The sequence below is a fragment of the Roseateles sp. genome, from assembly GCF_052436255.1.
Taxonomy (GTDB): Bacteria; Pseudomonadota; Gammaproteobacteria; order Burkholderiales; family Burkholderiaceae_C; genus Pelomonas.
The window spans coordinates 1-15,041 of the sequence record NZ_JBQVNP010000013.1; the positions used below are offsets into that span (position 1 = coordinate 1).

General features: G+C 69.6%; 12 protein-coding genes and 1 pseudogene. 6 read left to right on the plus strand and 7 right to left on the minus strand.

Translation table 11 applies throughout. From position 1 onward, the window contains the following. From ACT6S0_RS05325 to ACT6S0_RS05350, 6 genes are all read right to left on the minus strand, one after another. The coding region (locus ACT6S0_RS05325; RefSeq protein WP_444762855.1) for a pectate lyase family protein at window positions 1-1,620 on the minus strand (1,620 nt) is incomplete at its 3' end. 438 nt (window positions 1,621-2,058) lie between these two features. Beyond that, on the minus strand, window positions 2,059-2,283 hold the full coding sequence (locus tag ACT6S0_RS05330) for an RNA-binding S4 domain-containing protein (RefSeq protein ID WP_444762856.1): 225 nt from the start codon (window positions 2,281-2,283) through the stop codon (window positions 2,059-2,061). Next, window positions 2,276-3,988: a thiamine pyrophosphate-binding protein gene (locus ACT6S0_RS05335; RefSeq protein WP_444762857.1), complete on the minus strand. Its 1,713-nt coding sequence runs from the start codon at window positions 3,986-3,988 to the stop codon at window positions 2,276-2,278. The genes ACT6S0_RS05330 and ACT6S0_RS05335 overlap by 8 nt, the downstream gene beginning before the upstream one ends. Window positions 3,989-4,111: 123 nt before the next feature. Then, complete coding sequence (locus ACT6S0_RS05340) at window positions 4,112-4,585, minus strand: hypothetical protein (protein ID WP_444762858.1); 474 nt, start codon at window positions 4,583-4,585, stop codon at window positions 4,112-4,114. A 73-nt stretch (window positions 4,586-4,658) separates the two neighbouring features. Next, on the minus strand, window positions 4,659-5,780 hold the full coding sequence (locus ACT6S0_RS05345; protein ID WP_444762859.1) for an AI-2E family transporter: 1,122 nt from the start codon (window positions 5,778-5,780) through the stop codon (window positions 4,659-4,661). Between the two features lie 102 nt (window positions 5,781-5,882). Beyond that, complete coding sequence (locus tag ACT6S0_RS05350) at window positions 5,883-7,133, minus strand: MFS transporter (RefSeq protein WP_444762860.1); 1,251 nt, start codon at window positions 7,131-7,133, stop codon at window positions 5,883-5,885. A gap of 70 nt (window positions 7,134-7,203) precedes the next feature. On the opposite strand from ACT6S0_RS05350, the gene ACT6S0_RS05355 reads away from it, so the two are divergent. The 4 genes from ACT6S0_RS05355 to ACT6S0_RS05370 all read left to right on the plus strand — a co-directional run bounded on the left by ACT6S0_RS05355 (window position 7,204) and on the right by ACT6S0_RS05370 (window position 10,666). Then, complete coding sequence (locus ACT6S0_RS05355; RefSeq protein WP_444762861.1) at window positions 7,204-8,022, plus strand: AraC family transcriptional regulator; 819 nt, start codon at window positions 7,204-7,206, stop codon at window positions 8,020-8,022. 155 nt (window positions 8,023-8,177) lie between these two features. Continuing rightward, window positions 8,178-9,152, plus strand: coding sequence for a hypothetical protein (locus ACT6S0_RS05360; protein ID WP_444762862.1), 975 nt, complete (start codon window positions 8,178-8,180; stop codon window positions 9,150-9,152). Between the two features lie 75 nt (window positions 9,153-9,227). Beyond that, entirely contained in the window at window positions 9,228-10,328 is a 1,101-nt protein-coding gene (nadA, locus tag ACT6S0_RS05365) for a quinolinate synthase NadA (protein ID WP_444762863.1), read from the plus strand. A 47-nt stretch (window positions 10,329-10,375) separates the two neighbouring features. Continuing rightward, a complete protein-coding gene (locus ACT6S0_RS05370; RefSeq protein WP_444762864.1) occupies window positions 10,376-10,666 on the plus strand; it encodes a late competence development ComFB family protein in 291 nt (96 codons plus the stop codon). Window positions 10,667-10,681: 15 nt separating this feature from the next. Here the strand turns inward: ACT6S0_RS05370 and nadB are convergent, their stop codons facing one another. After that, the gene (gene nadB, locus ACT6S0_RS05375; protein WP_444762865.1) at window positions 10,682-12,307 is read right to left on the minus strand and encodes an L-aspartate oxidase; all 1,626 of its coding nucleotides are present in this window, start codon (window positions 12,305-12,307) and stop codon (window positions 10,682-10,684) included. Between the two features lie 138 nt (window positions 12,308-12,445). Between nadB and ACT6S0_RS05380 the strand changes: the two genes are divergently transcribed. Beyond that, complete coding sequence (locus ACT6S0_RS05380) at window positions 12,446-14,440, plus strand: prolyl oligopeptidase family serine peptidase (RefSeq protein ID WP_444762913.1); 1,995 nt, start codon at window positions 12,446-12,448, stop codon at window positions 14,438-14,440. 73 nt (window positions 14,441-14,513) lie between these two features. After that, window positions 14,514-15,035 (plus strand): annotated as a pseudogene (locus ACT6S0_RS05385) (alpha/beta hydrolase domain-containing protein); the annotation flags it as partial. Window positions 15,036-15,041 lie beyond the last annotated feature (6 nt).

Sequence of the window (15,041 nt, forward strand, 5' to 3'; positions counted from 1 at the left end):
GCCCTGGACCGCGAACATGCCGACGCGCCCCGCCCCGGCGCCCGCCTGCACGGCGCCGCGCGTGGCGTCGGCCGTGCGCAGCGTGTAGGCGTACGGCGGCACCCAGTTCTGCTTGACGGGCACGCCGTCGCAGCCCTGCAGCTCGATGTCGATGACGCCGGCCATCGGCTTGCCGTCGTCACCCTTGTCGGTGATGAAGCGGTGGCCGCTGCTGCGCATCGAGATCGCGTCCTTGCCACCGGCCAGCTTGCCGCAGACCTCCCTGGGCTTGAGGCCGGTGAACTCGTAGAAGTTGTTTTCGTTGATGACGTCGGACTGATAGCGCGCGTCCAGGCCGGAGGCGAACTTCTTGTCCGGGTCGCTGGTGGTCGTGCTGCCGGTGACGAGGTTGTTGTACAGGTGCAGCTGGCCGAAGCGCACCAGCGGCAGGCGGCTGTAGGGGTGGTCCCACCAGTTGCCTGTCATCGTCACGTGCAGGCGGCCAGCGTCGCTCCAGGCGCGGCCGGAGTCGCCATTGCCGACCAGCGTGGTCTTGTGGTGTTTGGTGAAGATGCTGTTGGACACGGTCACGTAGTCGCTGCCGCGGATGATGTCCAGCGAGCCGTCGTGCCGCGTGTCGCTGGCCAGCGAGTCGGGCGTGTCGCCATCGCTGATGGTCACGTGGTCGACCCAGATCTGCTGGCCGCGCGTGATGGCGATGCCGTCCATGTAGGCGTTGCCGCTGTCCTCGGGGTTGACGTCCCAGGGCGTATCGATGGCGAGGTTGCGCAGGATGATGTTGCGCGTCCAGGTGGGGAAGAGCTCAGGGTCCTTGCCGTCGGCGACCCACTTCTTGAAATCGGCCTCGGCGCCGGCGGTGGTCGTGGCGGCCTCGATGCCGATCAGGATCTGCGTGCCGGTGATGCGCGCCGGGCGGCCGTTGCTGTCGTTGATGCCGACCAGCGTCGTGTTGGACGGGATGGAGAAGCTGCCGCCGTTCTTCTGGTCCAGAAAGCCCGTGTACTCCTCGAACACCGTGTTGTTGTCGCGCCAGCGGAAGTCGATGTGGCCGACGATGCGGATGATCTTGGGCTCGTTCTTGGCCTCGCGCAGCGCCGCCAGCAGCTGCTCCTTGTTGAACACCGTGTAGACGCGGTTGGCCGCGGCCGCGGAGCCACCGGTGACTAGCACCCTGCCCTTGCGCGACTGGCCGTGCCAGCCGATGTCGGGCGCGGTCTCGCGCTCGAAAGTGAGCACGCCGTTCGTCGGATCGACCGTGGCGAACTGCCAGCCCGGCAGCCTGGGTGCGGCGCGGTAGTTGTTCGGGTTGTGCAGGCCGTTGATCGTCGTCGGCGCGGCATAGGTGCGGTTGCCGGTGTCGAACAGCAGCGGCGCGCCGGTGTCGGTCAGCGACACGGCATCGATGACGGGCGCTGGCGGCGGCATGACGGGCTTGGCCGGCCGGGCGGCTAGCGCCTTGGATGCGGTGGCTTCGACGTTTGGCGCAGCGGCCAGCCGGCCAGCGGTAGCCTGCTGAGCGCTCATGAAGTTCGCAGGGCTTTCCTGGCCGCCACCGCAGGCCAGCAGGCCGAGCGAGATGGACGAAGCCAGCAGACCCAGTTTGGGCTTGCTCGAGGTCATGGCATGTCTCCGGCGCGCTCGTACAGCGCGCGCTTAGTGTTTGTTGGGCGTTCTGCCCCCGCGGCCACGCGTCGCAGCAGGCAGACACAGGCCTACCCCGGCACCCGACCCGTCAGGGGTCAGGCGCGCAGCGCTTCAGCAATGGCAGGGGACGGGGGATCGGCGGCAGGCCGAGATGGCGCTTCAGCCCTTGCGGCACCGGCTCGCTTGGGCTTCAGATGGGAGCGGGCACAGCAGGCGCCTCGCACTGCGTCGGCTGAAAGAAACCCCGGCCACCCGGCGGTATCCGGTCAACGGTTTCGGCTCAACGCGCAGTTGGAACAGTGTTTCGTTTTTGAGATCGCAGGTCAACGCCGGGCTATCCCTCATGGCACCGACTCAGGGGGCCGGGCGAACCCGGAGGCGTCACCGACGCCACTCCGGGCCTGCCGGGGGCGCTCAGCCGCCGCCTTGTGCCGGCAGCACGCTGACTTGCTGGGCGTCGAAATCCACGACCTGGCCGGCGCGGATCTTGGCGGTCTTGCGCAGCTCGACCTGGCCGTCCACGCGGACCTCGCCGGCGGCGATCAGCGCGCGCGCACGGCCGCCGCTTTCGACGAGGCCGACGGCCTTGAGCAGCTTGTCGAGCTCGATGTAGTCGCCGCGAAGCTGGAGCTCAAGCATGCGGGGCCTTCCGGGCCGCTTCGCGGATGGCGGTCAGCGTGCTGCGCGAGGTGCTCACGTCCGACGACAGGCGCAGATGCAGCAGCGCTGGCTTGCCCGCCGCGATGGCGGCGTCCAGCGCCGGGCCCACCTGCTCGGTCGTCTCCGCCTTGAAGGCCGCAAAGCCGAAGGCCTCGGCGAGCTGCGCGAAGTCGGGGTTGAACAGGTCGCTGCCGGACACACGGCCCGGGTACTCGCGCTCCTGGTGCATGCGGATGGTGCCGTAGGTGCCGTTGTCGACGACGACCACCAGCAGCTTCCTCGCGCCATAGCCGGTGGCCGTGGCCAGTTCCTGGCCGGTCATCAGGAAGTCGCCGTCGCCGGCGATGTTGACGACCCAGCGGTCCTGTAGAAGTGCGGCCGCCACAGCCGCCGGCACGCCATAGCCCATCGCGCCCGAGGTCGGCGCGAGCTGTGTCTTGCCGAAGCGGTGCAGGGCCGTGTAGCGGTGGAAGCGATGCAGCCAGCCGCTGTAGTTGCCGGCGCCGTTGGTGAAGATGGTGCCCTCGGGCAGCTTGGCGTCGATGAGATGGATGACCTCGGCCATGTCCAGCGGCGCCACCGGCGCGGGCACGAGATTGGCCTGGTAGTCGGCATGGGCCGCGGCCGTCCAGTCGCGCCAGGCGACATCGGCCGGCGGCGCCAGCTCGGCCAGCGCCAGCGCGGCCTGGCTCATGCTCGCGTTGATCAGCAGCTCGCCCGTGTAGACGCGGCCCAGCTCCTCGGCGCCGGCGTGGATGTGGATGAGCTGCTGCACCGGGCGCGGTGCCTGCAGCAGCGTGTAGCCGCCGGTCGTCATCTCGCCCAGGCGTGGGCCGATGGCGAGGATGAGGTCGGCCTCCTTCACGCGGACCGCGAGCTTGGGATTGATGCCGATGCCGACGTCGCCGGCGTAGTTCGGGTGGGCGTTGTCGAACAGGTCCTGGAAGCGGAAGGCGCAGCCGACGGGCAGTTGCCAGGCTTCGGCAAAGCGCTGCAGCGCCGTCGTGGCCTCGGGCGTCCAGCCGCCGCCGCCGGCGATGACGAGCGGCTTCTTCGCGGCGGCCAGGCGCTCGCGCAATTCGGCCAGCGCGGCGGGCGTCGGCGCCGCCTCGGCGGGCCGGGCGGGTGCGACGACGGGCGCCGTGATCGGCTGGGTCAGCATGTCCTCGGGCAACACCAGCACGACCGGGCCGGGCCGGCCCTGCATGGCGGTGTGGAAGGCGCGCGCCACGTACTCGGGCAGCCGCTCGGGGTCGTGCACCTCGCCCACCCACTTGGCCATGCCCAGCGTGCCGGGGCCGAACATCTGGCGGTAGTCGACCTCCTGGAAGGCCTCGCGGTCGCGCTGGTCGCTGGCGACCTGGCCGATGAAGAGGATCATCGGCGTGCTGTCCTGGAAGGCCGTATGCAGGCCGATGCTGGCATTCGTAGCACCCGGCCCGCGCGTGACGAAGCAGATGCCGGGGCGGCCGGTCAGCTTGCCTTGCGCCACGGCCATGAAGGCCGCGCCGCCCTCCTGGCGGCAGGCAATGAAGCGGATCCGGTCGGCGTACTCGTGGAAGCCGTCGAGCACGGCGAGGAAGGATTCGCCGGGCACGCCGAAGGCTGTGTCCACGCCTTGCGCGATCAACGCCTCGACCAGCTTGTGGCCGGCGAGGCTGGGGGTGGTAGCTTGTCTAGTCATGTTGAGACTTTATCCGGCGGCCCGCGCCGCGAGGCGGCCGCGCATGTGGGGAAACCTTGCGGAACCCCCTCGCCCGGACACTCGCCTGTCTGTGGCGCTGCTCGTCGACCGCGGCTGCAGACGCTAAGGCGCCTTCAGCCATTGCCAGAGCGTGTAGATCGACGCCGCCAGCCCGGTCAGCGCGCCCAGCACCTGCAGCGCAGGCGGTACGGCGACGAGCGATTTCTCCCACCGCTGCTGCCAGCTGGGGTGCCGCCGCGACAGCCAGTCGAGCGCGTCCTGGGTTGGCACCAGCCTGTCTGCCTTGACGGCCAGGTAGTCCTTCGCCATCAGCTGCGCCACCCAGACCTGCACCTGCGCCTGCCGCTCGGCCGCGGCTCCCGGTGGGTGACGCTCAGCCTCGAAGAAGGCCAGCACCTCGAACGGCAGGCCGTCGCGACGGACCTTCTGCACGTCCGGCCGCCAGAAATGGCCCAGCAGCCGCACATGGTCGGGCGAAAGCTTGAGCCGCTCCTCCTCGTCGCTGCCATGCTTGTGCTCGTTGGCACGCGCCTCCAGTTCGGCCAGCAACTGGTACCAGTCATCGGGTTTGCCCATGAGCCGCTCCTGTCTTGGGGACGGCGCAGTATGCGCACCCGCAGCGCGGTGCGCCAGCGCCGTTGCGCCGGCGCTAGGGCGCCGGGGGCTCAGCCTTGCCGGCGTCGGGCGCTACCTGCTCGGCCAGCGCCTCTTCACGTGCGGTGGCGAACAAATCCCACACGGCCATGAACATCGCCGCGATCACCGGACCGATGACGAAGCCGTTGATGCCGAAGATGGCCATGCCGCCGATGGTCGAAATCAGCACCAGGTAGTCGGGCATCTTGGTGTCCTTGCCGACCAGGATGGGGCGCAACACGTTGTCCACCAGGCCGATGACGAGCACGCCATAGGCGATCAGCGCCACGCCCTGCCAGGTGGCCCCCGTGACCAAAAAATAGATGGCCACCGGCAGCCAGATCAGCGCCGCGCCAATGGCCGGCAACAGCGACAGGAAGCCCATGATCACCGCCCACAGCAGCGCACCCTGGATGCCCAGGTACCAGAACGCCATGCCGCCCAGGGCGCCCTGCGTGGCAGCAACCAGCACATTGCCTTTGACGGTGGCCCGGATGACGGTGATGAACTTGGCCGACAGGTGGTGGCGATGTTCAGGATCGAGCGGTACGGCAACACGCAGGCGCCGGCTCAGGCCCATGCCGTCGCGCAGCAGGAAGAAGGCCAGGTAGAGCATCACGAAGAAGCTGACGACGAGGTCCAACGCGTTCTGCCCGACGCTGTAGACCTGGCTCGCAATCGCCTGGCTGCCACGTCCGATGGCCTCGGTGATGCGGGCTTGAAGTTCCTTGAAATCCGTCAGCCCGAAGTGCTCCAGCAGGTCGTGCAGCCCGGTCGGCAGCACCGCGACGACCTGCTGGAAATAGCGTGCAAAGTCGGTCTCGCCCGACTGCAGGCGCTGGTAGAGCGCCGCGCCTTCCTTGACCAGCATGCCGGTCAACAGGCTCAGCGGCAGCACGACGATCAACACGATGAGCAACAGCGTGACCAGGGCCGCCAGCGTGCGCCGCTGCTTCCACCTGCGCAGCAGCCAGGCATGGACCGGCATGAAGATGATGGCGATCACCGCACCCCAGAACACGGCGCCGAAGAAGGGCTGCAGGATCCAGGCGAAGGCCAGGCTGACCGTGATCATCAGCGCCAGGAAGGCGTTGTTCTCGAGACGCGGCGAGGTGACGAAGTTCTTGAATTTCATGACGCGACGGTTCAACCCGGGGCGGGCGATGTCACGCATGGTACGGGCGGCCCAAGCCGCCGCCGGCGCGGCCGACCCTCAACGAGCCGGCCGCGCCCGCCCTCAGGCCGGCACGGCGGCCGCCGCCCGGCGGCTGAGGCCCAGCCCCACCAATCCGGCCGACGCAATACCCAGCATCAGCGCCGCGGCCGAGCCGGCGAACACGCCGCGCGGCATGCCGTGGTCGAGGATGGCGCCAAACACCGGGGCGGCAATCGCAAAGCCGATGTCCAGGCCGGAGTAGACCGTGCCATAGACCCGCCCGGTCGCCCCCGGTGGCGAGGCACGCTTGATCAGCATGTCGCGCGACGGCCCGGCCAGACCGGTGCCGAAGCCGGCCAGCGCGGCGACGACGGCCGCCAGCCCGCCGGGCAGCCATCCGCTGGCCACCAGCAGCAGCAGTGCCGCTGCAAAGGCCATGGCATAGGCAATCGTCCGCTCCAGCCGCTCGGCCCTGGCGACCAGGAAGCCGCCGCAGACCATGCCGGCCGCGCCCGCCAGCATGTAGCCGGTGACGACATAGGCCGTCAGCGCCAGCGGCAGGGCATAGATCGCGTGAAGCGCTGGGCTGGCAAAGCTCTGGATGGCTGACAGCGCCGCCGTTGTCCAAAAGAAGAAGGAGAAGCACAGCCACACCGACGGCAGCTTCAGGAAGGCCATTGGATGCTCGGGCTTGACGCCTGCGGCGGCCTTGTCATGGCCCCAGGAGCCCGCGCGGTCGTCGATGGCCGAGCGCTGCCAGAACAGCAGGGCCATGACGGCCAGCGCGACCAGTGCGGTGCCGACATAGGCCAAGCGCCAGTTGCCCGTGGCTTGCGCAATGCCGATGGAGAACACCGGCGCCAGCGCCCAGCCCAGGTTGCCGCTGATGCCGTGCACCGAGAACGCATGGCCCAGGCGGGGCTGCGACACGCGCTTGTTCAGGATGGTGAAGTCGGCCGGGTGGAAAGGCGCGTTGCCGACGCCGGCAAGCGCCGCCGCGAGCATCAGGCCGCCAAAGCCCTGCGCCAGACCGGCCGCGACGGAGGCGAGGAAGAAGCAGACCATCGCCACGAACAGCACGGGCCGCGCACCGATGCGATCGACGAGGAAGCCCGCCAGCGCCTGGCCGGCACCCGAGATGACGAAGAAGGTCGTGACCAGCAGGCCGAGCTCGGAATAGCTCAGCCCGAACGCCTGGATGAAGGCCGGGAACAGCGGCGGCAGCAGCATGTGGAAGAAGTGCGACGTGCCGTGCGCGACGCCAATGGTCGAGATCGTCGTGATGTCGCTGCGGCGCTGGCGGCCGGCGTCGAACGGGAGTGCGGTGTCCATGGACGGCACTCTAGGGACGGCCCCCTCGGCTCGGTTGCGATGGTTCGTCAAGTTCTGTTGAAATCCAGCAATGGCCAGCCGCACCAGCATCCCCGCCCTGTCACCCGCGCGTTATGCGCCAACGCCGGAGCGCCCGCTGCGGGCCAAGGCGCGCCGGCTGGAGCATCTGACCGACATCCAGCCACACCGCCACGACTGGGCGCAGCTGGTCTTCTCGATGACCGGCGCCGTGCGCGTGAGCACGGAAGGCATTCAGACGGCCACCTACATCGTGCCGCCGTCACGCGCGGTATGGATCCCGCCCGGCATCGTCCATGCCGTGACGGCCATCGAGCGCTGCGACCTGCGCACCGTCTACCTTGGCGCGGAACTGCTGCCGGGCGCTGCGTGGCAGGCCGGGCGCGTGCTGGAGGTATCTCCCTTGCTGCGCGAGCTGGTGGCGGCGCTGCCCGGTGAGCCGGACCCGCAGCCTGCGGAGACGCCGGACGAATCTGAGCGCCGGCAGGGCATCGAGCGCCTCGTGCTGGCCGAGCTCAGGCGCGCCCGCCCCCTGGCGCTGGGCGTGGCCCTGCCGCAGGACACGCGCCTGCGCCGCCTGTGCGAGGCCATGCTGCGCGAGCCCGGCCGCCATGCCGGCCTGGAGGAATGGGCGCTGGAGGCCGGCGCCAGCCCGCGCACGCTGAGCCGGCTGTTCCGCGAGCAACTGGGTACCAGCTTTGCGCAATGGCGTTCGCAGGTGCTGCTGGCCCATGCCTTGACGCTTGCGGCGCGCGGCCGGCCCATGAGCCATATCGCGGCCGAGCTGGGCTATGCCAGCGCCAGCGCCTTCACCGCCATGGTCACGCGCACCGTGGGCATGCCGCCGAGCCGCTTCTTTGCAGCGGCTTGAGGGGCGCCGGCGCTGCGCCCGGCGCTCCGCACTTACGCTCCCTTACGTCCACGCGCCGGGGCGGTCCTCGGCCGGAAGTCGCAGCGCGTTGAACCGGTGGCCGCGCCTGCCGCGAGGGCAGCGCGGCTCAACCGCCAACCAATAAGGAGATCGCCATGCAAAGACGTCAACTGGCCCTGGGCGCAGGCAGTGCCCTGCTGGTCGCACTGCTGGCTCGGCCGGCCTGGGCGCAGCACGACGACAGCGGCGAACTCACCATCCTGCAAGCCCACTACGGCACCGAGAACAACCATGTCGACGTGACGCGGCGGCTGCGCGATCTGGCGCGCCAGGATCGACGCTTCCAGCTGACCAACGATCTCTTCGGCGTCGACCCCGAGCCCGGCCGGCAGAAGACGCTGCGCCTGTATGTGCGCGACCGCCAAGGCCAGGAGCGCCACCTCGACTTCCGCGAGCGCGACTGGATCGAGGGCGCGCAATTCGTCGGCTGGGGCGGCGGCAACTGGGGCGACCCGGACGGCCGCCGCGGCTGGCAGGGTCACGACCGCGATGGGCGGGATGGGCGCCGCGGTCAAGACCGGGACAGCGGCGAGTTCACGATCCTGCACGCCACCTACGGCACGGGACGGCGCGAGGTGGACGTGACGGACCGGCTGCGCGGTCTGGCGCGGCGCGATGTGCGCTTCCGCCTGACCAACGACATCTTCCGTGGCATCGACCCCGACCCGGGCCGCACCAAGCGGCTGCGCATCGTCACCCGCGACCGCGCCGGCAGGCAACGCAACTTCGACTACCGCGAGGGCCAGACGGTGGACGGCAGCCAGTTCGTCGGCTGGGGTCGCGGCGACTGGGGCCGGCGCGGTGATCAGGGCCCGACGCGGCCCGACGGCGCGGGCCGCCTTGTCATCGACCAGGCGCGCTACGGCGGCGAGGGCCGCTGGGTGGACGTGACCCAGGAGGTGCGTGCCCGGGTGCGCGGCGAGCACCTGGAGGTCGAGGTGCGCAACGAGCTCTTCGGCTCGGACCCCCTGCCTGGCAAGCGCAAGGCGCTGATCGTGACCTACCGGCGAGGCAACGAACCGAGCCGCACGATGCAGGTCAGCGAACGCGACGTGATGCGCCTGCCCTGAACAGGGGGACCAGCTCTGCGCGACACTTGAGGCCGCCAACCGCGGCCAATCGCGGCTTGTCTGCCCGTTGCCACCATGTCCCAAATCGTTTTTGACTACACCAAGCAGGACGCCGCCGGCGCCTGCTCCACCGCTTTCGCCTGGGCCAAGACGCCCGCGGTGCTGACGCCGACCGAGCGCAACAGGCTGGCGGAGCGCGCCGCGGCCCTGCTGCAAAAGCACAACGCCGTGCTCGTCGCCCACTACTACGTGGACGGCGCCCTGCAAGACCTGGCCCTGGCCACCGGCGGCGTCGTTGCCGACTCGCTGGAAATGGCGCGCTTCGGCCGTGACCATGGCGCGCAAACACTGGTGGTGGCCGGGGTGCGCTTCATGGGCGAGACGGCCAAGATCTTGAGCCCCGAAAAGCGCGTGCTGATGCCCGATCTGGAGGCCACCTGCTCGCTGGACCTCGGCTGCCCGGCGGACGACTTCGCGGCCTTCTGCGACGCCCACCCGGACCGCCAGGTGGTGGTCTACGCCAACACCAGCGCTGCCGTGAAGGCACGCGCCGACTGGATGGTGACCAGCTCCTGTGCGCTGGAGATCGTGTCCGACCTGCATGCCCGGGGCCAGAAGATCCTCTGGGCGCCCGACCGGCATCTGGGGCGCTACATCCAGGAGCAGACCGGTGCGGACATGCTGATGTGGAACGGCGCGTGCATCGTGCACGACGAGTTCAAGGGGCTGGAGCTGGACCTGCTGCGCAAGGAGCACCCCGGCGCCATGATCCTGGTACACCCCGAGTCGCCCAAGAGCGTCGTCGAGCTGGCCGATGTCGTCGGCTCGACCTCGGCGCTGATCAAGGCCGTCGTCGAGGGCGCGGCCCAGGAATACATCGTCGCCACCGACAACGGCATCCTGCACCGCATGCGCCAGCTCGCGCCGGGCAAGACGCTGATCGAGGCGCCCACCGCCGGCAGCAGCGCGACGTGCAAGAGCTGCGCCCATTGCCCGTGGATGGCGATGAATGGCCTGGCCAACCTGGTCGACTGCCTGGAAAGCGGCACACCCGAGATCCATGTCGACGAGGCCATTCGCGTCAAGGCGCAGGGCTGCATCACGCGCATGCTGGATTTCGTCGCGGCGAGAAAGACTGCCGCCGGCGGGATGACCCCCGGCATCGGTGCCGCCTGATGGCGCTATAACTCCGGCAGCGCAACCGCCCTTCGACGAGGCCCGCCATGAACGCCGACTTCAGCTCCCTCTACAACCACCACGAGCGCGAGGTCTTCGGCGCGGTCATGGACGCGTCCAAGGACTACCCGGAGATCGCTGCCAGCAACGACCTGCTCTGCGACGTCTGCTGCGTGGCCCTGAACCGCCTGCCGCCGCGCTACATCCGCCACGAGGTGGACTTCAGCTTCTACCTCACCGAGCACGAACGCCTGGAGATCGACAACGCCATCGTCGAGGCCGTGGGCTATGCCTTCAATTTCGTGCAGGCACGCACGGCACTGCGGTCGCGCAAGTAGGGCCTGCGCCGGGGCTCAGCGTCGACGCTTCTTGCTGATCAATACCGTCGGGAAACTCACCGGCAGCGTCTGCGGGTAGTCGCGGCTGAAGTGCAGGCCGCGGCTCTCGTGGCGCATCAGGGCAGACCTCACGATCAGCTCCGCGCATTCGACGAGGTTGCGCAACTCCAGCAGGTCGCGCGTGACGCGGAAGCTGCCGTAGTAGTCGTCGATCTCGCCGCGCAGCAGCTTGATGCGGTGCAGGGCCCGCTCCAGGCGCTTGGTGGTGCGCACGATACCGACATAGTTCCACATCAGCAGGCGCAGCTCGTCCCAGTTGTGGGCGATGACGACCTGCTCGTCGGCGTTCTCGACCTGGCTCTCGTCCCAGGCCGGGATGGGCGCGCCGTCGGGAAGCGGATGGGCCAGGATGTCGGCGGCGCAGGTCTGGCCGAGCACCACGCACTCCAGCAGCGAATTGCTGGCCAGGCGGTTGGCCCCGTGCAGGCCGGTGTAGCCGGTCTCGCCCACGGCATACAGGCCCGGCAGGTCGCAGCGCCCCATCAGGTCGGTCACGGCGCCACCGCAGGTGAAGTGCACGGCGGGCACGACGGGAATGGGCTGCTTCGCGATGTCGATGCCAAGCTTGAGGCAGCGCGCGTGGATGGTCGGGAAATGCTCCTTCAGGAAGGCCTCGCCCAGATGAGTCGCGTCCAGCCACACATGGTCCAGGCCGTGCTTCTTCATCTCGAAGTCGATGGCACGGGCGACGATGTCGCGCGGCGCCAGTTCCAGCCGCTCGTCGTGCGCGGCCATGAAGCGCGTGCCGCCGAGATGTTCAGGCAGCTTGAGGTAGGCGCCCTCGCCACGCAGCGCCTCGGTGATGAGGAAGCTGCGTTCCTGCGGGTGGTAGAGGCAGGTCGGGTGGAACTGGATGAACTCCATGTTGGCCACGCGGCAGCCCGCGCGCCAGGCCATCGCGATGCCGTCACCGGTCGATGTGTCGGGGTTGGTCGTGTAGCGGTAGACCTTGCCGGCGCCGCCCGTGGCCAGCACAACGGCGCGGGCCGGCAGGGTCTCGACACGCTGGGAGTCGATGTCGAGCGCGTACACGCCGTAGACGCGCGGCACCCCCTTGTCCACGTCTTCGCGCTGCACATGGCGCGAGGTGATCAGGTCCAGCGCCATCCAGCGCTGGCACAACTTGATGTTGGGGTGCCTGCGCGCGACGGCCAGCAACTGATCGTGGATGGCCTTGCCCGTGGCATCGGCCGCGTGGGCAATGCGGCGTACCGCATGGCCGCCTTCGCGCGTCAGGTGCAGGCCCATGGGGCCGCTGTCGTCAGGCGTGAAGGGCACGCCCTGCTCCACCAGCCAGCCCACGGCCGCTGCGCTCCGCTCGGCGATGAAGCGGGCGGCCGCCTCGTCGACGAGCCCGGCACCGGCGTCCTGGGTGTCGCGCACATGGCTGTCGATGGAGTCGTCGCTGCCGAGCACGCCGACGATGCCGCCCTGAGCCCAGGCGGTGGCCGCTTCGTTCAGCTCGCGCTTGGCGAGCACGACGACCGGCACGGTGTCGGCCAGGTGCAGGGCGACGGTCAGGCCGGCAAGGCCCGCGCCGATGATGACGACGGGAGCGTCGTCTGTGGAAGCAGAAGTCATGGCGGGACATTGTCCAGCAGGGGCGGTGCCCCGCCGCGACGGTGAAGATTGCCAAGCTCTGCAACCTGCCCACGCCGCTGCGGCCCTATGCTGCGCGGCGCAATCGATGCAGCAGCACTGGGAGAGATCTTGCAGACAGTGAACCGCTGGGCCGGCGCCGTGGCCGGCCTTTTGCTTTGCGTGGGCCTGGCCCAGGCCGCACCGCCGCCGGCCGAGGTCTTCTTCAAGGACCCGGACATCGTGGAAGCGACGCTGTCGCCCTCGGGCCGCAAGCTGGCGTTGCGCGGCTTCTTCGGCAGCAAGCGCATCGGCCTGGCCGTCATGGACCTGGCCCCCGGCGGCAAGGGGGCGCGCACCGCCCAGTTCACGGACGTCGACGTCTGGCGGACTGATTGGGTCAACGACGAACGCCTGGTCTTCAGCGCCGTCGACCTCTCGGAAGGCAGCGGCCGCCCCGATGGCGCACCGGGCCTTTTCGGTGTCAACGCCGATGGCAGCCAGCTGCGTCAGCTGGTGCGCCGCCGGGGCCAGCCCTTCATCACCGACGGCAACATGCGCAACGAGCAGGCGCTGGATTGGAACCACCTGCTGCTGACGGTGCCCCGCCCTCAACCGGGAACCACCAACGAGGAAGTGCTGGTGGTGGAGGTCACGCCCGACGAGCGCCGGCTGCAGACGCCGCTGTGGCTGAACACCCGCAACGGCCGCACGCGCGCCGTGGGCACGTCCCTGCCGGCCGATGCCGTGGGCTGGGTGACCGATCGCCGCGGCGAACTGCGCGTCGCTCTGACGCGCCGCGCCGGGCGCCAGGGCGCGCTATGGCGGGGCCCCGGCCGGCAGGACTGGCAGCCTCTTTACGAGAGCGACCTGCTGAACCCGCCCTTCAACGTCAACGCGGTGGACGATGCCGGGCAGTTGTATGTGACGCGCGCGTCCGGGCCGGCCGGCGAGTCCGTGCTGAGCCTTTACGACTTCGAGCGCCGTGCACCCACGGAGAAGCCCCTGGTCATTGCGCCGGGCTTCGATTTCGCCGGCCGTGTGCTGAACGACGCCGCCGGCAGTGCATTGGGCGTGCGAGTCATCACCGACGCCGAATCCACCGTCTGGCAGAACGCCGCCATGCGGGCCCTGCAGCAGGAAGCTGATGAGCGCATGCCCGGCCGCATCAACAGCATCAGCTGCCGCCGCTGCGGCCAGCCGGACGTCGTCGCGCTGGTGCGCAGCTACAGCGACCGCGAGCCCGGCCAGTTCTGGCTCTACCAGGCCCAGCCGCCGCAAGGCGAGCCGAAGTGGCGCCCCGTGGGCCGCGTGCGCAACGAGATCAAGCCGGCCGAGATGGCGCCGATGGACCTTCAGCGCATCAAGGCCCGCGACGGCCGCGACCTGCCTGTATGGATCACGAGGAAGGCGGATGCGGCCGGCCCGCTGCCGGCCGTCGTGCTCGTTCACGGCGGGCCCTGGGTGCGCGGCAACGTCTGGGGCTGGCATGCGCAGGCGCAGTTCCTTGCCTCGCGCGGCTATGTGGTCATCGAGCCCGAGTTCCGCGGCAGCGCGGGCTATGGCTGGGCGCATTTCAAGGCCGGCTTCAAGCAATGGGGCCAGGCCATGCAGGACGATGTGGCCGACGCGCTGCGCTGGGCGCAGAAGGAAGGCATCGCCAGCGACAAGGCTTGCATCGCCGGCGCCAGCTACGGTGGCTACAGCACCTTGATGGGCTTGATCAAGGACCCCGATCTCTATCGCTGCGGCGTGGCCTGGATGGCGGTGACGGACATCGACCTCTACCTGTCCGGTTCGTGGTGGGTGCGCGATGACATCCCCGAATGGGGTCGCCAGTTCCAGCTGCGCGACCTGGTCGGCGACCCCGAGAAGGACGCCGCCATGCTGGCCGCCCATTCCCCCGTCCAGCAGGCCGCCCGCATCAAGGCGCCGGTGCTGCTGGCCTTCGGCGAAGAAGACCGGCGTGTGCCGCTGGCCCACGGCAAGCGCATGCGCGAGGCGCTGCGCGCGGCCGGCAACGACCCGGCCTGGGTGACCTATACCGGCGAAGGCCACGGCTTTGGCGTCGTCAAGAACCGGGTGGATTTTGCAGAGCGCATGGCCGCCTTTCTGGCCAGGCACCTGCAGCCCTGACCAGATCGATGCCACGCGGCCCGGCGCGTAACCGGGCGGTCCCGCGCGGCTCACGTTCGCACCGCCGGCGGACTCGACCTGGCTGCGGTGGTACGCGGTAGCGGGAAGTTCGCACATCAGCCTGCGCGATGTGCGCTACCTCGACCCGCCCGTCCGGCGCGACGGCCTGCTGCGCAGCCCGCAAGGCCGGGTGCAGCCGCTGACCGACTTCGTCGCCGCCCAGCGCTGCGAAAAGCAAACCACCTTCAGCCGAATCCCCACCGACCAGGTACTGGCCGCCGCCTTAGAGCATCTGCGCAGCTGGGTGGGCGCTGGCAAGGCCGCGCCGACCGCGCCGCGGCTGCAACGCAGCGCCGACGGGCAACTGGTACGCCACCACGCCGGTCGCGTGAACGGGGGCGTGCGGCTGCTGGACTATGACGGGCCGGTGTCCGCCAACGCCAGCGACAACCAACCCGCCGGCGTCTGCGGCTTTGCCGGCTACCACCGCGACTTCAGCGCGGCCGAGCTGTGCGAGCGCTACGGCAGCGCCGACGGCTATCGGCGCGCGCAGGCCGAGGTGGCGCAACGAGCCCAACTTCAGGCTTCCAGCTGAAGGCCG